General features: G+C 61.4%; 17 protein-coding genes. 9 read left to right on the top strand and 8 right to left on the bottom strand.

Going from position 1 to position 17,872, the window contains the following annotated elements; all coding sequences use genetic code 11:
• Window positions 1-8 precede the first annotated feature (8 nt).
• Both OS035_RS02370 and lpxK read left to right on the top strand, forming a co-directional pair.
• Window positions 9-731: an HAD family hydrolase gene (locus OS035_RS02370; RefSeq protein ID WP_183777252.1), complete on the top strand. Its 723-nt coding sequence runs from the start codon at window positions 9-11 to the stop codon at window positions 729-731.
• A 103-nt stretch (window positions 732-834) separates the two neighbouring features.
• Window positions 835-1,908, top strand: a complete 1,074-nt coding sequence (gene lpxK, locus OS035_RS02365; protein WP_097624011.1) for a tetraacyldisaccharide 4'-kinase — start codon at window positions 835-837, stop codon at window positions 1,906-1,908.
• 100 nt (window positions 1,909-2,008) lie between these two features.
• Here lpxK and OS035_RS02360 read toward each other — a convergent pair whose 3' ends face one another.
• A complete protein-coding gene (locus OS035_RS02360; protein ID WP_097624012.1) occupies window positions 2,009-2,893 on the bottom strand; it encodes a GntR family transcriptional regulator in 885 nt (294 codons plus the stop codon).
• Window positions 2,894-2,992: 99 nt separating this feature from the next.
• On the opposite strand from OS035_RS02360, the gene OS035_RS02355 reads away from it, so the two are divergent.
• The 3 genes from OS035_RS02355 to OS035_RS02345 all read left to right on the top strand — a co-directional run bounded on the left by OS035_RS02355 (window position 2,993) and on the right by OS035_RS02345 (window position 5,809).
• A complete protein-coding gene (locus tag OS035_RS02355; protein ID WP_179867054.1) occupies window positions 2,993-4,051 on the top strand; it encodes an ABC transporter permease in 1,059 nt (352 codons plus the stop codon).
• A complete protein-coding gene (locus tag OS035_RS02350; protein ID WP_183777254.1) occupies window positions 4,048-4,812 on the top strand; it encodes an ATP-binding cassette domain-containing protein in 765 nt (254 codons plus the stop codon). Before OS035_RS02355 ends, OS035_RS02350 begins: the two co-directional genes overlap by 4 nt.
• Window positions 4,813-4,891: 79 nt before the next feature.
• Complete coding sequence (locus tag OS035_RS02345; protein WP_097624172.1) at window positions 4,892-5,809, top strand: sugar ABC transporter substrate-binding protein; 918 nt, start codon at window positions 4,892-4,894, stop codon at window positions 5,807-5,809.
• 116 nt (window positions 5,810-5,925) lie between these two features.
• Here OS035_RS02345 and OS035_RS02340 read toward each other — a convergent pair whose 3' ends face one another.
• Window positions 5,926-6,156 (bottom strand): DUF2093 domain-containing protein, encoded by a 231-nt coding sequence (locus OS035_RS02340; protein WP_003588271.1) that lies wholly within the window; start codon window positions 6,154-6,156, stop codon window positions 5,926-5,928.
• 67 nt (window positions 6,157-6,223) lie between these two features.
• Complete coding sequence (mutL, locus tag OS035_RS02335; RefSeq protein ID WP_331813329.1) at window positions 6,224-8,026, bottom strand: DNA mismatch repair endonuclease MutL; 1,803 nt, start codon at window positions 8,024-8,026, stop codon at window positions 6,224-6,226.
• Between the two features lie 290 nt (window positions 8,027-8,316).
• Here mutL and OS035_RS02330 point away from each other — a divergent pair, with 290 nt between their 5' ends.
• Window positions 8,317-10,041, top strand: coding sequence for a response regulator (locus OS035_RS02330; RefSeq protein WP_331813328.1), 1,725 nt, complete (start codon window positions 8,317-8,319; stop codon window positions 10,039-10,041).
• A gap of 181 nt (window positions 10,042-10,222) precedes the next feature.
• Window positions 10,223-11,587 (top strand): putative bifunctional diguanylate cyclase/phosphodiesterase, encoded by a 1,365-nt coding sequence (locus tag OS035_RS02325; RefSeq protein WP_183777255.1) that lies wholly within the window; start codon window positions 10,223-10,225, stop codon window positions 11,585-11,587.
• A gap of 138 nt (window positions 11,588-11,725) precedes the next feature.
• Here OS035_RS02325 and OS035_RS02320 read toward each other — a convergent pair whose 3' ends face one another.
• The 5 genes from OS035_RS02320 to OS035_RS02300 form a co-directional block, all read right to left on the bottom strand.
• Window positions 11,726-12,331 carry a PRC-barrel domain-containing protein gene (locus tag OS035_RS02320; protein WP_097624018.1) on the bottom strand — a complete coding sequence of 202 codons (606 nt, stop codon included), beginning with the start codon at window positions 12,329-12,331 and terminating at the stop codon, window positions 11,726-11,728.
• A 221-nt stretch (window positions 12,332-12,552) separates the two neighbouring features.
• Window positions 12,553-13,440, bottom strand: a complete 888-nt coding sequence (locus tag OS035_RS02315) for an SMP-30/gluconolactonase/LRE family protein (protein WP_003588263.1) — start codon at window positions 13,438-13,440, stop codon at window positions 12,553-12,555.
• On the bottom strand, window positions 13,437-14,078 hold the full coding sequence (locus tag OS035_RS02310) for a 2-dehydro-3-deoxy-6-phosphogalactonate aldolase (protein WP_183777256.1): 642 nt from the start codon (window positions 14,076-14,078) through the stop codon (window positions 13,437-13,439). Before OS035_RS02310 ends, OS035_RS02315 begins: the two co-directional genes overlap by 4 nt.
• Before the next feature lie 13 nt (window positions 14,079-14,091).
• Window positions 14,092-15,006 carry a 2-dehydro-3-deoxygalactonokinase gene (locus OS035_RS02305; protein ID WP_183777257.1) on the bottom strand — a complete coding sequence of 305 codons (915 nt, stop codon included), beginning with the start codon at window positions 15,004-15,006 and terminating at the stop codon, window positions 14,092-14,094.
• On the bottom strand, window positions 15,006-15,767 hold the full coding sequence (locus OS035_RS02300; protein ID WP_310803988.1) for an SDR family NAD(P)-dependent oxidoreductase: 762 nt from the start codon (window positions 15,765-15,767) through the stop codon (window positions 15,006-15,008). Before OS035_RS02300 ends, OS035_RS02305 begins: the two co-directional genes overlap by 1 nt.
• A gap of 105 nt (window positions 15,768-15,872) precedes the next feature.
• On the opposite strand from OS035_RS02300, the gene OS035_RS02295 reads away from it, so the two are divergent.
• Entirely contained in the window at window positions 15,873-16,670 is a 798-nt protein-coding gene (locus OS035_RS02295) for an IclR family transcriptional regulator (protein WP_183777259.1), read from the top strand.
• A 203-nt stretch (window positions 16,671-16,873) separates the two neighbouring features.
• Window positions 16,874-17,608, top strand: a complete 735-nt coding sequence (locus OS035_RS02290; protein ID WP_097624021.1) for a LuxR family transcriptional regulator — start codon at window positions 16,874-16,876, stop codon at window positions 17,606-17,608.
• Window positions 17,609-17,872 lie beyond the last annotated feature (264 nt).

Here is a 17,872-nt window from a genome sequence, read left to right as displayed (position 1 = left end):
GATAAAGCATGGCGGCAGCGTCGCTTATCAAAGGCATTCTCTTCGACAAGGACGGCACGCTGCTCGACTATGACGAGAGCTGGCTGCCGGTAAACCGCGAACTTGCCCGCATCGCCGCCGAAGGGGATCCGCTTCTTGCCGACCGGCTGCTGTCGGCCTGCGGCATGGATCCGGCGACTGGCCATATCGTGCCTGACAGCCTGCTTGCCGCCGGCAATACCCGCCAGATTGCCGAGGGTCTGGTTGCCGCGGGTTCGATGGTCGATGTCGGCGAACTGACGGTGCGCCTCGACGAACTGTTTTCCAACGCCGCCGAATTTTCCGTGCCGGTAACCAATCTCGCTGACTTCTTCGCCAGGCTGCATCGGCGCGGCTTCAAGCTCGGCGTCGCCTCCAGCGACAATGAGCGCTCGATCCGCCAGACCGCGGAACGTTTTGGTTTCGCCCGCTATGTCGATTATATCGCCGGATATGATAGCGGTTTCGGCGTCAAGCCGGAGCCGGGCATGGTGCTCGGCTTCTGCGCTGCGACCGGTCTTTCGCCCGAGGAAGTGGCGATGGTCGGCGACAACAATCACGACCTGCACATGGGCCTGAATGCCGGAACGGGGCTCAGGATCGCGGTGCTGACCGGAACCGGTTCGCGCGATTCGCTGGCCGCCGCCGCCGATCATGTGCTCGACGATATCACCGCTCTCGAGGCACTGCTGCCGGATCTGCAGCCGGCCTGACTGGTAAGGGCTTGCATTTTCATTGAATTTGGCTTCTCAATCCGGCCGGTCGAAAAGCAAGGGGCTGGTTGCCGTAAGGCGGGCAGGGGAGCGGAACGGCAAGATGATATCCGAAGCGCCGCCGTTCTGGTGGAGGAAAGCCGATTGGCGGGCCTGGCTGCTGCTGCCGGTTTCCTTTCTCTACGGTCGTATCGCCGGCCACCGCATGGCCCATGCGCGCCGCGCCTCCGTTGCCATTCCGGTCATCTGCGTCGGCAATTTCACCGTCGGCGGCGCCGGCAAGACGCCGACGGCGCTGACCATTGCCCGCGCCGCCAAGGCGAAAGGGCTGAAACCCGGCTTTCTCAGCCGCGGTTACGGCGGCTCGCTCGATGTGACGACCGTGGTTGATCCCGATCATCACCGGGCGGTCGCCGTCGGTGACGAGCCGCTGCTGCTTGCCCGGGAGGCGCTGACGGTGATTTCGCGGAGGCGCGTCGACGGGGCACAGCGTCTGGTCGCGGAAGGCGCCGATCTCATCATCATGGACGACGGTTTCCAGAGCGCCCGGCTGGCGATCGACTATGCCCTGCTGGTCATCGATGCGACCCGCGGCCTCGGCAACGGCCATATCGTGCCGGCCGGCCCGGTGCGGGCCCCGATCCGCCAGCAGCTGCGTTCGGCCACCGCCCTGTTGAAGGTCGGCGGCGGCAATGCCGCCGACAGCATCGTCCGCATGGCGGCACGCGCCGCAAAGCCCTATTTCACCGCCTCGCTGAAAGTGCGCGGCGACAATACGCTCGCGGGCATGAAGGTGTTCGCCTTTGCCGGCATTGCCGATCCCGCCAAATTCTTCCGCACGGTCGAATCGCGCGGCGCCGAAATCGCCGTCGCCAAGTCCTTCGGCGACCACGAGCACCTGACCGAGGACGAGATCGACGACATCCTGACGACCGCCGAGCGTCAGGGCTTGCTGATCGTCACCACCTCAAAGGATTTCGTCCGCCTTTCCGGCCATCCCGGCAAGGCGGCACAGCTCGCGGAAAAGTGCCAGGTGATCGAGGTCGACATGGTGTTCGAGGATCACCTCGCCCCGAGCCTGATCATCGACCGGGCGATCGTTGCCTGCCGCGAGCGGCGCCTAAGGGAGATGAAGGCCGGCTTTAAAGCGATGCCCGGCAAGGCTGGGCCGCTCTAAAAGACTGCCGCGAACTCGCGTTGGTTTGCTGAGGCTATGGATCGCCGGCCTCTTGTCCGCCGGTTCGCCGGGCTTTCTGCTACCCCCAATCGCAATGTGGTTACACGATCGAATGAAGCAGAGTTTCACGGGCGGAGGTCAGATGCGACCGACAAGCGTGATCGATCAACGCGACATTGCGGCTTTCGAGGGCATCGATCAGCGCGAGATGTTCCCCAATGGCGACCTCATTCCGAGCGCGTTCATCCCGCTTGTTCCACTGATAGTGATAGTGGAAGACCATGGCGATCACGTCTTGGAAGCTTTCGATAAAGCGGTTTGGCGCGACAGCCACAATCAGGCGATGGAACCGGCTGTCCAGTTCCGAGAAATCCTGAAACCGGGCATCGATGTCCGCGAGCAGTTCCAAATGCGCCGCTCGTATTGCACGCACCTGCTTCCAGATGGGTGAGCTGTCGGGCAGGGTAGCGAAGAGACGTGCGGAGCGCATTTCGAACATTTCTCTGATTTCGAACAGTTCGAGTGCGAAACTCGCGGTGAACCCTTTAAAAACCCAGCCTGCATTCTGACGCCTCTCGATCAGCCCATATTTCTGAAATCGATTGAGAAATTCACGGACTATGGTTGTCGCGACGCCGAATTTCCGAGCTAATTCAGCCTCATTGATTTCTGTGCCCGGACAGGCATCGCCGCGCAGCATCCATTCCATGAAACTCGTCTCGACCTGTTCCGAGATGGCTAAGGTCTCTTCCTTCGGATAACGCTCTATCTGCCGCGGCTGCTCGCGTATGATCCGCCTATGCGCTTCGGATATGATGATCCCACGTGCGGACATCGCCGCCAGCACCTTCCGCACCGTCGTTCTGCTCACGCCAAGCTGGGCGCGCAGTGCGTTTTCGGACGGCAATTCCTCCCCAAGACCGGATGTCCGAATGATATCGATCATATCATTGAAGGCCCTCTTAAAGGTCGTATCCGTCCTCATTGCACAACTCCCGGCATGTTTAGATATCCATAAGAAACAATTTGACGTACGTGTATCATATGTTTCTTATGTATAAAAAACCAGGGAGGCTGGGGAAATTTGGAAGACTCTGGGATTCTGCCTCAGAACTCGTCTCGACCTGGAGGTTCGCAAGGTGCAACCTTCCACCCGAGACAATCTGGCATCACATTAGGACTGAAGCTTTTGAGCTTAGGCCCATTGCTGATCCTCATCATCCTCATCGCCGTCGTCAGTCTGATCACGCCGGCTTTTCTAAAGCCCGGCAACCTGGGGAACATCCTGGCGCAGACGGCGGTGATTGCTCTGGTGGCGATGGGGCAGCAGCTCGTTATCCTGACTCGCGGTGTCGACCTGTCTGTCGGCTCGAATCTCGCGCTCGCGACAGTCATCGGCGGACTGGTCTATCAGCAGGTTGATGCCTCGATCGCCGTCATTATGGCCATGCTGCTTTCGGGTGCTGCAATCGGGGCGGTAAACGGCGTGGTATTTGTCTATGGCAGGCTGCCACACCCCTTCATTATTACCCTCGCGACCTTGAGTATCTGCCGTGGCCTTGCACTGGCACTGGCCCCTGGCCACACCACCATGCGCGGGATGCCCAATGCAATTACTGCGATCGGCGGCGGTACGACGTTTGGTGTGCCCAATTCCTTCCTTGCCGTCGGGATCTTCGGGCTTCTTTTTCTGATTTTGACGAAGTCAATGGTCTGTGGCCGATGGATCTATGCGGTCGGTGGCTCGCCGAATGCCGCCAGAAGCATGGGTATACCGGTAAAGGGCGTTCTGCTCTCGACCTACATTATCTCAGGCTTTTGTGCCGGCGCCGGCGCGGTGCTGCTGGCGGGACGAACCGGCGCCGCCTCGCCGATCTACGGCAATCTCTTGGAGCTCGATACGATTGCCGCGGTGATAATCGGCGGTGCCAGCTTCCTCGGCGGACGAGGCCATCTCGGCCACGCTCTGATCGGCGCCGTGCTAATCGGCGTCATCCGCAACGCCCTTAACCTTCTCGGCGTCGACGTGTTCTTTCAAATGATCGCGATCGGTCTCGTCATCGTCATCGCCGTTGAGGCCGATGTGCTTCGTAACCATCTCGAGGCGCGCGCGCGTGTGCTTCAATCGGCGAGAGTGCAATGAACGCTGCATCCGCTCCACCGGTCCTTTCGGTTCGAAATGCGCAGAAGCGCTTTGGCGCCATTCATGCCCTGAAAAATGTAAGCTTTGATGCATATGCAGGCGAGGTAACCGCTCTTCTGGGTGACAACGGCGCCGGCAAGTCGACGCTCGTCAAATGCATTAGTGGGCTTCATTGCCTCGACGAAGGAGAGATCCTCGTGGATGGTGCTCCCGTATTGCTCCATTCAGCGGCGGCGGCCCGCCGCGCCGGCATTGAAACCGTCTATCAGGATCTGGCGCTTTTCGACAATCTGACCCCTGTGCAGAATTTCTATTGCGGGCGAGAAATCTCTTTCCCTTCCTGGCTGCCACGCCCGCTCCGCTTCCTCAACACCGGCGTGATGAAGCGGGAAGCAGCGCGTGTGATCGATCGCCTGAAGGTCAAGCTGCCGCGGTTCGACGCGCCGGTCGCGCTGATGTCTGGTGGACAGCGACAGGCGATCGCGGTCGCGCGCGCCATTGTTTTTGCGCGCAAGCTTGTGATCCTTGACGAGCCAACGGCCGCCCTCGGCGTGCGAGAATCTCGCCAAGTTCTTGACCTTGTCAATCAGCTCAAAGCCGAAGGCAATGCCGTGATCATAATCACGCACAATATGGAACATGTCGTCGAAATCGCCGATCGGGCCGTGGTGCTGCGGCAGGGTCGCAAGGTGGGTGAACTGAAGCCAGCCGAAGCGAACAAGCAGGACCTTGTCGCGATGATTGTGGGCGCCGAGGCTTAAGGGAGATCACTGCTTCGATAGGGCAGTGGACAACGAGATCGCTCTAGAGGAGGGCGATCGAAACATGGGAGGTGTTATGATGAAACCGCAATCCCTGCTGGGAGCTCTTGCGCTTCTGGCTCTCGCTGTAGTCCCATCCTTGGCGCAGGAGCCGGTCAAGCTCGGCTTTATAACCAAGTTCCCGGTTCCGTTCTTCGCAACAATGGAGAACGCAGCCAAAGATTATGCAAAGAGAAATCCCGGCGTCGAGATCATCTACGGACAGGGGACGTCCGCAACTGACATCGAGGGCCAGATTGCACAGATCGAGTCGATGGTGACACGAGGCGTGCAGGGCATCGCCCTGACGCCCGTCGATCCTACCGTGTCCACGGCTCTGGACAAGGCGGTGGCAGCCGGCGTCAAGGTCGTCCTGATGGATAACAATATTCCGGATTGGAAAGGCAGAACGGCGCTTGCCACGACCAATAATTTTGCCGCGGGCAAAATCGCGGGCGAATATCTCAAAACGGTTCTCAAAGCGGGCGATACGCTCGGGATTCTCGAGGGTGTGCCCGGTGTGCCAGCGCTTGATGACCGTGTGAAGGGCATGCTTGAAGGGCTGCAGGGCCTTGACGTCAAGATCGTCGGGAAAGGCGCAACAAACTGCACTGAGGAACTCGGGATCAGTGTCGCCGAAGACCTGCTGACGAAGAACCCGGACCTCAAGGCCATTTATGCCGCTTGCGGCCCGCCCGCTGCTGGCGCTGCGCGCGCCATCAAGAACGCCGGCACTGCCAATGACAAGATTGTGCTGGTCGGTTTCGACTTCTGCTGTGGTGAAGAGGAAGCGCTGAAGAGCGGAATCGAGGATGCTTCGGTGGCGCAATTCCCCACCAAGATGGCTGAACTCGGTGTGGATGCGCTGGTAAAATCGATTCGCGGAGAGACGGTGGAGTCTTTGATCGATTCCGGCGCCGCGCTCGTGACGCCCGAGAATATGGCGCAATTCAAGTAAACCGTTGCCGATCTGTGCAATTTGCAGAGAGCGCATATCGACCTTGCTGTTGCCTAGCAAACGGCCCGTCCTTCGTGGGGCGGGCCGGACCTGCGGCCTCTCGCACGCGGCCGCGCTTAACGCCGCTGGTTCGGCAGCACGCCGGCGCGTTTGTCGGCTTCGATCGCCGAGATCACGTCGGCATAGGGCTCCTGGCGGGCGACGCTCCAATAGCGCAGTTCGTCGAGCGGGATCTGTTTTCCCGTCATTGCGCAGACGACATAGGAGCCGGGCGAGAGAATCTGGAAATCGCCATCGAGATATCGGATCTTCGCTTCGCGGTTTCCGTGCCCTTCGAACAAATTCATGCGCTCCGTTCCCTGCAGCCTCTCATCCGTTTGCCATACTCCCGCAAAGGCGGCTTTTCCAGCTTTTTTAGCTTCTGCCGAAAAGCCGCTCGATATCGCTGAGCTTCAATTCGATATAGGTCGGCCGGCCGTGATTGCACTGGCCGGAGCCGGGCGTCACTTCCATTTCCCGCAGCAGCGCGTTCATTTCCTCCGGCCGCAGCCGTCGTCCGGAGCGCACCGATCCGTGGCAGGCCATGGTTGCCGCCACATATTCGAGCTTGGCCGACAGGCCTGACGCCGTATCCCATTCGGCGATCTCGTCGGCAAGCTGGCGGATCAGCCCATGCGCATCGACTTCGCCGAGCATCGCCGGCGTCTCGCGCACGGCAATCGCCCCAGGACCGAAACGCTCGATCGCCAGACCGAGTTCGGAAAGCTCGCCCGCATGCTGCATCAGCCGGTCGCAATCCTCTTCCGGAATATCGACGATCTCCGGAATGAGCAGCACCTGCGAGGCTAGCCGCTTCGAATGCAGCGCCTTGCGCATCGCTTCGAACACCAGTCGCTCATGCGCGGCATGCTGGTCGACGATGACAAGCCCGTCCTCGGTCTGGGCGACGATGTAATTGGCGTGGATCTGCGCCCGCGCCGCGCCGAGCGGATAGCGCGCGGTGGTGTCGGCTGCTGCCGGCTGCGGCGGAAACGGCGGCTCGGCTCGTGCCGTCGGCATCGAGAGCCCGTCGAAGGAGGCCTGCGGCCGTTCACCGAAACCGTTTGCCGGCTGGTAGGGACGGGAAGGCGAGGTCTCGGCCGACCATGCCGTCTGTGGCCGTTGCGCGTAGGGCTGAAAAGCGGGACGGAAGGAGCGCAGCATGTCGCTTGCCCCGGTGGTTGCCGCCCGGCTGCCGTCACGCGCCAGGGCCTCGCGGATGGCGCCGACGATGAGGCCGCGCACGAGGCCGGGGTCGCGGAACCGTACGTCGGATTTTGCTGGATGCACGTTGACGTCGACGAGGGCGGGATCGAGGGTAATCGATAGCACCACCACCGGATGGCGGCCTGACGGGATGGTTTCGGCATAGGCGCCGCGGATCGCCGACAGGATCAGCTTGTCCTGCACCGGCCGGCCGTTGACGAAGGCATATTGATGGGCGGAGTTGCCGCGATTGAAGGTCGGCACGCCGGCAAAGCCCGTCAGCGAAATTTCCTCGCGCACGGCGTCGAGGGCGATGGCGTTGTCGCGGAAGTCCTTGCCGAGCACCTGCGCCATGCGCGCCAGATGGTCGTCGCCGGTCGCCGGAAATTCCAGCGTCGTGCGGTCGGAGCCGGACAGCACGAAGCGCACGGCCGGGAAGGCGATCGCCATGCGCTTGACGATCTCGGTAATGGCGCCGGCCTCGGCCTTCTCGGTCTTCAGGAATTTGAGCCGCGCGGGGGTCGCGAAGAAAAGATCGCGCACTTCGACGATCGTGCCGGGATTGGCGGCGGCCGGGCGCAAATGCGCGATCTTGCCGGCGTTGACGGCGATCTCGTGGCCGCCAGCGCTGTCGCGCCGGCGGCTGGCGATGCTGAGTCTTGCAACCGAGCCGATCGAGGGCAGCGCCTCGCCACGGAAGCCGAGCGTGCGTATATTCTCGAGCGTCTCCGATAGTTTCGAGGTGCAGTGGCGCCTGACCGCCAGTTCCAGATCGGCCGCATCCATGCCCGAACCGTTGTCGCTCACCCGCAGCAGTGCCTTGCCGCCGCCTGCCGTGGCGATCTCGATGCGAGTCGCGCCTGCATCGAGCGCGTTTTCGATCAGTTCCTTGGCAGCGCTCGCCGGCCGTTCGATGACTTCGCCGGCGGCGATCTGGTTGATGAGCGTTTCGGAAAGCTGTCTGATGGCCATGGGCTATTTTCGAGGATTCGCGGGCCGGAGGGAAGAGGGTTCGGCGGGCTTTCCCAAAGCGTGATCCGAGGCTCCCGCAACCTGGGAATCGCCGCTGCATAATTCATGCTTAAATCGGAACCGATTTACTGATGAAATTATGCAGCAGTTCAAAGTGTTATTGCGCCCTATGCGCGCCTGGAAAAGACCCGCGGCGCTGTAGTGTTAAGCCGGTTTTAACATAAAAATGGCATTTCTATTCAAATACCTCCGGAAGCTTTCGAAATCGAACAGATGTGGGACGCAACAGCATGAGTGCCGGCTTCGATAAGGCGGACACATCATCGGAAACCGACGGGATTTCCGCCGGAGCCGATCTGCAGACGGCGCTTTTCGATGTGGTGTGCGACAGCCTTTCGTCAGCTTTCATCATCTATGACAAGAACGATCATCTGATCTTCGCCAGCCGCCAGACGCTGGAATTCTTCCCGCTGCCCCCCGAGATGCTGAAGCCCGGCACGCGGCTTCGCGATTTCCTCGGCGCGGTTTACGACACCGGCATTCGCCAGCAATATGACGTGAAGCAGCGCGGCTCGCTGAGCCGCGAGGATTGGCTGTCGCAGAAAATCGCCTCGCATTGGCGCGAGCGCTTCGATGCCGTCGAGCGCCATGCTGCCGACAGCTGGGTCCGTTTCGTCAAACGCAGGCTCCCCGGCGGTTACGGCGTCACCATCATTTCTGATATTTCCGAGGACAAGAAGCGCGAAGAGCAATGGCGCTCGGATCTGGAGCGGGTGCAGCTCACCGAGGACATTCTCGACAATCTGCCGTTCCCGCTCTTCGTCAAGGACCGCAACCTCACCTATGTCGCGGTCAATCTCGCCTTTTGCGAGAAATATCAGACGACCGCCGACGAGGTGCTCGGGCGCAAGAGCAGCGACCTTTTTTCCGTCGAGATCGCCAAGCGTTTCGAAGAAAGCGACCGTCATGTGCTGGAGACCGGCGAGATGTCCGTCTCCCGCCAGCGGCAGATCTCCCGCGACGGCATCGAGCGCGACATCGTCAGCCGCAAGCACCGCATCGGCAAGCCGGGCCGCTATTTCCTCGTGTCGACCATGCAGGATCTGCCGCGCGATGGCGCCGATCTCGACGAGTTCGGCCGGGCATCGGCGATCACCACCTCAAGCAATCAAAGCTATCGCCGCGCCTATGTGCCGGTGCCGAGCGCTGTCGAGCGCCGCGAGCCGGCGGCGATGGAAGCGATCGTTCCGGAGAATTTCTCCGGCCGCAAGGTCCTCGTCGTCACGTCCGACCTTGCCGCCGAGACCGCCGCGTTGCGGACGCTGTCGAAATACGGTTTCGAATCCTGCTCGGTCCGCGGCGAGGACGAGGAGGAGCGGTTCCTGGAAATCGCCACTTCCTCCGGCATCTCGCTCGATCTCTTGATCATCGACAACCAGATGGGCATGCGCTGCCTCGAGCTGTCAGAGCAATATGGCATCCCGGCGCTTGTTATGGACGGTTTTCAGATCGCCAACGAGCTCACCTTCCAGATCGCCCGCCATTTCAATCGCAACAGCCGCAATGGCGCCGCCGGTGCGGATTCGGATTGGGAAATCAGCATTTCCGACGACGTCGTCGGCCTGCAGGTTCTCGTCGCCGAAGACAATGATATCAACCAGATCGTTTTTTCGCAGATCCTCGAAGGCCTTGGCTATCGCCATATGATCGCGGCGACCGGCGATGAAGCCGTGCGTCTCTGGGCCGAGCACCGGCCGCAGATCGTGTTGATGGATATTTCGCTGCCGGGCTTCAACGGCTTCGAGGCTGCCCGCCTCATCCGGCAGATGGAAGAATCCGGCGGGACAAGCCACACCCCGATCATCGGCGTGCTCACCCAGGCCTTCGAACGAGACCGCGCCGAATGCGTCAAGGCAGGCATGGACGATGTCATCATGAAACCGGTCAGCCCCGATATGCTCGAGGCTGTCTTCCAGAGGCATCTGCTGGATGAAGGCATACGGGCGCGAGGCTGATACATGTCATCAGGACCTCTTAGCGGTTCCGGCTAACGACATAAAAATTAACGACTTTAGCCGGGACTACCGGTCAACTCCTGGATTCTGGGGTGGTTTTAGCGGCAATGCCTGCTGATTTACTATCAAATTGTTAAGACATGCCGGTCATTCTTTGCATGGCGCGGGAAAGCTCGGGTGAATGATGAAATCGGCGGACACAGCTTTCTTGACCGTCGGTCAGAATGAGCTTCAGGCGATGGCCTATACCGATCCGCTCACCGGATTGGGAAACCGCAATCGCATGCGGGACAAGGTCTTGCAGATCTCTTCCGAGCGCGCTAGCGACCCGGCTCCCTTCACCATCGGCATCGCCAATCTCGACAGTTTCAAACCGATCAACGATCTTTTCGGCTCGGCTGCCGGCGATGAGATCCTTTGTCAGGTCGCCCATCGCCTCAGGGCCTGCATTCCCGATGGCGCGCTGGTCACCCGCCATGACGGAGATGAATTCGCCTTCGTGCTACCGCTGATCTTCGAGCGGGCGAGTGCCGAAAAATTCGGCCAGATGATCCGTGAAATACTGTCGGCCCCCTATGATCTCGGCGACCGCAACGTCCGTCTTTCCGCCTCCCTCGGCTTTGCCATCTACCCGTTCGCCGGAGAAGACTGCGAAGAGCTGCTGAAGAGCGCCGAAACCGCCCTCTACCGTTCCAAGCGCCGCGGGCGCGGCCAGATCACCGTCTATTCGCGCGAGATCGCCCAGGAAATGAAGCGCGCGACGCAGCTGGAGCAGGCGCTTAGAAACGCCATCATCTCCGACGCGATCGACGTGCATTTCCAGCCGATCGTCTCGCTCTCCAACAATCAGGTGGTCGGCTTCGAGGCGCTCGCCCGCTGGAACGATCCCGATCTCGGCTTCGTCTCTCCCGGCGTCTTCGTGCCGCTCGCCGAAGAACGTGGTTTCATCGATGCGCTGTCGGAAGCGCTGCTGCGCAAAGCCGCCGAAGCAGCTCTTTCATGGCCGCGCGAACTCTTCCTGTCGTTCAATCTCTCCTCGGCCCAGTTGATGGATCCAGGCACCAGCAGCAGCGTCCTGTCGATCCTCGGTCGGGTCGGCTTCGATCCGCATCGCCTGGAGCTGGAGATCACCGAAACCGCGGTGATGAGCTCGGCCGATACCGCCCACCGCATCATCGCCGATCTGCGCGCCGCCGGTGTGCGTATTTCGCTTGATGATTTCGGCACCGGCCAGTCGAGCCTCGGGCGCCTGCGCGACTTCATCTTCGACAAGATCAAGATCGACCGCGCCTTCGTCTCGCGCATCAATTCCGACCGCGCCTCCGAACACATCATCAAGGCGATTCTGACCATGTGCGACGGCCTGGAGCTGGAAGTCGTGGCTGAGGGTATCGAGGATTATGCCGAGGCAGTGAAGCTGCGCATGCTCGGTTGCGGCATGGGCCAAGGCTATCATTTCGGCCGCCCGGCGGACGGGATCGCCACACTGCGCTTTCTGCACGAGAACTATTACGATCCCGCCATGGCGGAGCGTGTCAGCGCATAAAGCATGATGCCGAAAAGTGTGAGCGGTTTATCATGCTCCAAAGACCGACATAGCAAAAAGCGATGGCGCCCCTAGGAGCGCCATCGCCTACGCTATACTACCGCGCGGTATATCTGGCCGGGCTGTCTAAACGCCAACTTACTTGGGCGTTGTCGAGCCGGTGGCCGTGGTGTCGGTGCCGGTTGCAGCCGGAGCCTTTTCGGCCGACTGCATGGCCAGCGTCTTGAACTCAGGTGCAGCCTTCAGCGATTCAGCCGTTTCGCTTGTCGTCAGCTTGACGCTGCCATCCTGAGTATTCTGGGCGACGGTGATCTTCTCCATCGGGACGGCGACGTTCTTTTCGCCGATACCGAGGAAGCCGCCGACGCCGACGATCGCAGCAACGAAACCGCCGTCCTTCTTGAGAATCAGGTCGTTGACGCTGCCGATGCTTTCATTGTTGCCGTTATAGACCGACTGGCCGATATAGGTGTTGGCGCTGACCTGGTCCGGAGACTGCTCCGTGATATAGCCGGCCTGCGCCGTGTCTGCCGTCGGGGCTGCAGCCGGAGCCTGTGCGGCATCGCCTGCGGGCTTGGTGACGTCAGGGGTCATCGGCTTCGGTGCTGCCGGATCGGCCGGAGCCGCCTGTGTCGGAGCAGCCGGATCCGCGGGCTGCGGCGCCGCTTGCGAGAATGCCGCCGGTGCGAAAGCCGTGGCAAACAGTGCGCCAGCGGCAACGGTCGTCAAGAGTTTGCGTGTCATTTCGAACCTACCTTCAGTTCCTAGAGTGGTCGCTGACGCGGCAATTTCTGTTTCATTGCCGCGCCGGTTCGAAAGGAAAATGACTGGTGCGCCGAATGGTTCCGGTTGAAAACACGGAAAATTTCTCGATTTTCACGGAACATTTATCGCGCAACCGCCACCAGAACGAGAAAAGGCGCCTCCGGCCGGAAGCGCCTCTGGTTGTTACGGGCAAGCTGTCTTCAGATCACGTAGACCGGATCGAACACGCCTTTGACCTCGATGCCGAGTTCGAGCAGCGCGCCGGCGCTCGGCTGCGCAGAACGGGCATCTTCGTCGAGGCCCTCCCAGGCGGTCGTCACTGCCAGCCGGTCGGCATTGACGCCGATGAAGGCGGGGCAGGAGGGCTGGACGGCGGGAACCTTATAGCGCGAGATGCGCAACCCGTCGGGATTGTAGCGGTCGACGACGCCAGCACCCCAGCGGGAATTCCAGATATAACCATCGGCATCGACCACCGAGCCGTCGATGTCGCCGGGCTCGTCGGCGCTGTCGACCAGCACGATCGGTTCGCCCGAGGGCATGCCGGTGTTCGGATCGACCATGACGCGCATCAGTCGATTAAGGCGGGAATCCGTATAATAGCCGATCGTGCCGTCCGGCGAGAAGCAGATCGAATTCGGGATGCTGATGCCGTTGAAGATCTTCGTCACCTTGCCGCCGGCGACATGATAGATGGCGCCGGCCTGGTTTTCCGCCCGCTTGCTCATCGTGCCGATCCAGAGCGCACCGGAAGGATGGGTGCGGCCGTCGTTCGAACGGTTCTCCGGCCTGTCGTTTTCGAGCGCGGCATAGAAGGTGAGGTTGCCGCTCGCCACATCGCGAACGAAAAGCCCTTCCTCCGTCGCGATCAGCTGCCGGCCGGCGTCGATACGGGCAAGCACGCTCGCCATGGCAGGCAATGGATGCACCTTTTTGGCGCCCGTCGAGAGATTGAGCTCGTGCAGTTCCTTGCCGAGGATGTTGAACCACCAGACGGTGTTGCTGTCCGGATCATAGGTCGGGCCTTCGCCGAGAACGGAATTGGTGTTGCAAAGGGTCTTGCCCTCGAACTCGTAGATATCGGTCATACGCTCACGCTCCCAATGGCTGCATCATAGGCGTAAATGGTCGCCTTGGCGCGCTCGGCAACCTCTGCTGCGGTCATTCCGGGCTTGTAGAGGCTGGTGCCGAGACCGAAGGCGAAGATGCCGGCCTTGGTGTAATCGCCGAAATTCTTGTCAGACACGCCGCCGACGGCGGCAATCGTCAGTTCCGGCGGCAGGATCGCCCGGATCGCCGTGATGCCGGAAGGACCGAGCACGCTTGCCGGAAAGAATTTGAGACCGGTGGCGCCGGCCCGCGCTGCGGCGAGCGCCTCTGTCGGGGTAAAGACACCAGGCATCGTCACCATGCCGTATTGGCGCGCCCGGATGATCACCTCGGGCTCGACATTCGGCGTGACGAGCAGCGTGCCGCCGGCCGCATGCAGGCTGTCGACCGCCTCGACCGTCAGCACCGTGCCGGCGCCGATCAGCACCTCGGGCGGCGCCATCTTGGCGGCGATCTCGATCGATTTGAACGGTTCCGGCGAATTCAGCGGGATCTCGATCGCCGTCAGGCCATTGTCGATCAAGGCGCCGACCACGCTTTCGGTCTCGTCGGGCCGGATGCCGCGAAGGATGGCGATCAGCGGGCGCTTCATGTCGGGGAAGGGGATACGGTTCATCGTGTCGGCTTTCTCAATTCGGCCAGATGGCTTCGGCGGCGGCCGAAAGCCCGCGGCGCACGGCGGCGTCCGCATCGATGGCGGTGAAGGGAAGTGAAAGGGTTTTGAAGGCCTGTTCATAGAGCGCCTGCAGGCGCCCGGAAGCGACCAGGGTGATGCCTGAGTTGGCCGCCTCCTGCAGCGCACCGGCGATTTCGAGACCGATCAGCGTGCCGGAGAGGCGGGCCTGCGCGGCAGCGGCGGAGATTCCGTGCAGGAGCTGCCCCGAGCGGGCGGTAAAGAGCAGATTGGAGGCAAGCGCGGGCCGCGCGAAAGCGGCCGAGACCGCCGCCTCGAAGGCGGCCGCATCGGCCGGCTGCTCCTCGGCGCCGGCAACGGCATGCGAAAGGATCGTGTGTTTGCTGATGACGTCGAAAAGTTCGCCGGTCATGAAGGTCGAAAAACCGGTGACCTTGCCGTCGCCCACATGCACCCACTTCGAATGGGTTCCGGGCATGCAGACCGCCTGGGCGCCCGCGCTTGCGCTGCCGAGCGCGCCGAGAAGCTGGGTTTCCTCGCCGCGCATGACGTCGGGTGTCGCCATATCCCGCTGGGCAAGGCCGGGCAGGATGCGGATGTCACAGCTTTCGCCTGGCACGGAGACCGCCCCGGTGAGGACGGAGGCAAGGGGCGCCGGCACATCGATATAACCGGCCTCGACCCAGCCCTGCCGTGCGCCGGCCATGCCGCAAATGATCACCGGCAGGTTTTCCGGCGCCTCAATGGCTGTGAGATGGCCGGTAAGCACGGTGGAAAAGCCGGTCTTTGCCGCGCTCGTCATGCCTTCGCCGCTGCGGCGTTCGGCAAGGATGGTGCCGTCCCTACCCATGAGCCAGAGCCGGAAGCTGCTGGTGCCCCAGTCCACCGCGACATAAGCGGGATTTGCCATTACAGAACGCCTCCATCGACAATCAGGGACTGGGCGGTCATTCCAGCCGCACAGTCGGATGCAAGAAACAGGCAGGGACCGACGATCGCATCGGGCTTGAGCGCGACCTTCAGGCACTGGTCCTCGACCGAGCGCGCAATGCTCTCCTCGGTGAGCCAGTGCTGCATCTGCCGCTCGGTGACGACCATGCCGGGCAGAATGCAGTTGACCCGGATGTTCTCCGGCCCGAGCCTGCCCGCCAGGCTCTTCGTCAGCCCGACGACCGCCGCCTTGGCTGCCGCATAGGCGGGAAAGCCACCCATGTTCAGCTTGAAGGCAATCGACGACATATTGATGATCGCCCCGCCGCCGGCCACCCGCATCGGTGGCACGACTGCCTGCGAGGTGAAGAACACATGCTTGAGGTTGACCGCCTGGTTGTTGTCCCAATAGGCCTCGGTCACCGCGTCGAATTCATGGCGGTCGTCCCAGGCGGCATTGTTGACCAGCACGCGGATCGGCCCTGAGCTGGCAATGACGCTATCGACCGTGCGCCGGATCGCCTCGATGTCGCGCAGATCGGCATGGTGAAAGGAGACTGGATGCATGGTCTCCTGCGACAGCCTTTCGGCGAGTTCGCGGCCGGCAGCCTCGGCGATATCGATGAACGAGACCTTGGCGCCCTGGCGCGCGAAGCCTTCGACGATCGCAGCACCGATGCCCGATCCGCCGCCCGTCACCAGCACGGTTCGATCTCTGAACTCCGGAAATTGTGCTGGCATCGCCGTCGCCTTTTGATATTCAATGCGTTCCATTATTTGGAACTATATTTGACTATATGGAATTATCAAATTATGCTGGCCTTGCTGTCAAGGGCGGACGAGACGATGAATTCAAATAGCGAAAGCATGGCGCAGGGCCGCGAGACCGGCACGCTCGGCAAACTGATGGTTCTGCTCGATCTCGTCACCCATGCCGATGCGCCGCTGCGTTTCACCGATATCCTCGCCCTTGCCGGCCAGCCGCGCGGCACCTTGCATCGCCAGCTGAGCCATCTGGTGGAGGAAGGGTTGCTTGAGCTTGATGGCGACGGCCGTTATGCGCCGGGCCTGCGCCTGCTCGATTTTGCGGCACGCAGCTGGGCGCGCAATGAATTCCGGCTGATTGCCGAGCCGCACCTTGCCGCTCTGCAGCAGGCGACCGGCGAAACGGTGCATCTCGGTGTTTTGAGGGGCCAGTCGATCATCTATCTCGACAAGGTCGACGGTCGTCAGCCGGTGCGCATGTATTCGCAGATCGGCAATGCCTCGCCCTGCTACTGCACCGGTGTCGGCAAGGCCGCCCTGTCCCTGCTACCGGCCGATCTCCTCGCCGATCTCCTCGCCGGCCTGAACTTCACCGGCTTTACCGCCTCGACCCATCTCTCGGCAGAAACGCTGCTTGCCGAAATCCGCGAGATCACCGACCAGGGCTATGCCTTCGACCGCGAGGAGCATGAGGCCGGCATCCGCTGTGTCGCCGCTCCGCTATGGTCGCAGGATCGGAGCTTTATCGGCGGCATTTCGATTACCGGCCCGGCCTATCGTCTGTCGATGGAACTTCTGCGCCAATGGGCCGTTCCAGTTCAGCTGGCAGCTGGGAGGATCATGGAAGATATGCGCGTTCGGCTCGGCCCGCGCCGCTAAATGCGATCGGAGAGCATGCTTATGATGAGGGCGATATTGAGATTTTCGGGCGAATCACGACAACTGCAAATAGTCCGCGAAATCGATTAACCACCTGCCGGCCGAACGCCTCTGCGGCGAGGCCGATTCCATGTGATCCAATCAGCGATCGTCATTCCCCGAGGCAATCGAACCGGCCGTTGCGCCGAAGATGAAGAAATGTGATGGCACCCTTGTCGCAAACATCCCAGGAAGACGACGATTACATCCAGGAAATAGCCGGCCTGAAGACCCAGTTCGATATTTTCCGGTTCCTGAAACGTGTGACGGAAGCCTATCGCAGCCGTGCCTTCCTGGTTCTCAATCTGCCGCCGGTCACCTCCCTGGATATCCAGGGCAGCACCGTCATCACCAGTTGGCCGGCCGAGCTTCTGGCGCTCTACGACCAGGAGGGACTGCTGGTCAACAGCCCGGTTCTCAGGCGGCTCAGAACATCGGCGCGGCCCTTTTTCTACGACATGTCTCGCGAAAACTGGTCGCGCGACGACGGCAAGTCCATCCTCGTCGCCTCGCTGTTCGAACGTTTCCGGATGATGCGCGGCGCCTATTTCCCGACGCATGAGCCATCCGGCGTGCGCGGCGCCATCTCTTTCGCCGGCGACCGCGAGCCCTTCAGCCCGGCGGAGATGCGCGAGCTTTGCTATATCTCGATCCATGTCTATGACAGGCTTGCCGAGATCCGCAACCTCGACACGCGCATTACGGACACGCTGACCGACCGGGAAATCGATTGCCTCAACTGGACAGCGGCTGGCAAGACCAGTGCGGAAATCGCCGAAATCCTCACCCTCTCCGAGCACACGGTCAATCACTACCTCAACCGTGCCACCAAGAAGCTCGATACGGTCAATCGCACCCAGGCGGTGGCCAAGGCGCTTCGGATCGGCCTGATCAAATAAGGTGCAAAAGGCATAGCGGGTCTTCGCCGGGCGCCCAGCGCTTGGGCATATGGCGGCCGTCCCAGCCGGCGTTTGCGCCATTTCCGCCGATTTTCCGTCTGGCACGCTTTCTGCTTCTCTTTTGCCAGAGGCCCAGAGGGGACTTGGACCAGCGCCAGGAAATGGCGCGGCCGCACACCGCTGCCCGACGCCGATGCCGCTTTTCCCAAGCCTTCGGTGTCGGCGGCGGTTGTTGCGTTTTGGCACCGCCTCTTGCACAGCTGC

Source organism: Rhizobium sp. 268 (assembly GCF_036571585.1).
Taxonomy (GTDB): Bacteria; Pseudomonadota; Alphaproteobacteria; order Rhizobiales; family Rhizobiaceae; genus Rhizobium; species Rhizobium redzepovicii.
The sequence above is the reverse complement of the archived record's forward strand: the minus strand, read 5'-3'. Positions and strand labels throughout refer to the sequence as shown.

Coding starts and splice junctions, on each gene's coding strand:
- OS035_RS02315 (WP_003588263.1), bottom strand. CDS start 13,440: ATGACCGATATCTACGAGTTCGAGGGCAAGACCCTTTGCAACACCAAT.
- OS035_RS02350 (WP_183777254.1), top strand. CDS start 4,048: ATGAACGCTGCATCCGCTCCACCGGTCCTTTCGGTTCGAAATGCGCAG.
- lpxK (WP_097624011.1), top strand. CDS start 835: ATGATATCCGAAGCGCCGCCGTTCTGGTGGAGGAAAGCCGATTGGCGG.
- OS035_RS02370 (WP_183777252.1), top strand. CDS start 9: ATGGCGGCAGCGTCGCTTATCAAAGGCATTCTCTTCGACAAGGACGGC.
- OS035_RS02305 (WP_183777257.1), bottom strand. CDS start 15,006: ATGGCAAATCCCGCTTATGTCGCGGTGGACTGGGGCACCAGCAGCTTC.
- OS035_RS02295 (WP_183777259.1), top strand. CDS start 15,873: ATGAATTCAAATAGCGAAAGCATGGCGCAGGGCCGCGAGACCGGCACG.
- OS035_RS02310 (WP_183777256.1), bottom strand. CDS start 14,078: ATGAACCGTATCCCCTTCCCCGACATGAAGCGCCCGCTGATCGCCATC.
- OS035_RS02290 (WP_097624021.1), top strand. CDS start 16,874: ATGGCACCCTTGTCGCAAACATCCCAGGAAGACGACGATTACATCCAG.
- OS035_RS02340 (WP_003588271.1), bottom strand. CDS start 6,156: ATGAATTTGTTCGAAGGGCACGGAAACCGCGAAGCGAAGATCCGATAT.
- OS035_RS02360 (WP_097624012.1), bottom strand. CDS start 2,893: ATGAGGACGGATACGACCTTTAAGAGGGCCTTCAATGATATGATCGAT.
- OS035_RS02345 (WP_097624172.1), top strand. CDS start 4,892: ATGAAACCGCAATCCCTGCTGGGAGCTCTTGCGCTTCTGGCTCTCGCT.
- mutL (WP_331813329.1), bottom strand. CDS start 8,026: ATGGCCATCAGACAGCTTTCCGAAACGCTCATCAACCAGATCGCCGCC.
- OS035_RS02330 (WP_331813328.1), top strand. CDS start 8,317: ATGAGTGCCGGCTTCGATAAGGCGGACACATCATCGGAAACCGACGGG.
- OS035_RS02300 (WP_310803988.1), bottom strand. CDS start 15,767: ATGCCAGCACAATTTCCGGAGTTCAGAGATCGAACCGTGCTGGTGACG.
- OS035_RS02325 (WP_183777255.1), top strand. CDS start 10,223: ATGATGAAATCGGCGGACACAGCTTTCTTGACCGTCGGTCAGAATGAG.
- OS035_RS02320 (WP_097624018.1), bottom strand. CDS start 12,331: ATGACACGCAAACTCTTGACGACCGTTGCCGCTGGCGCACTGTTTGCC.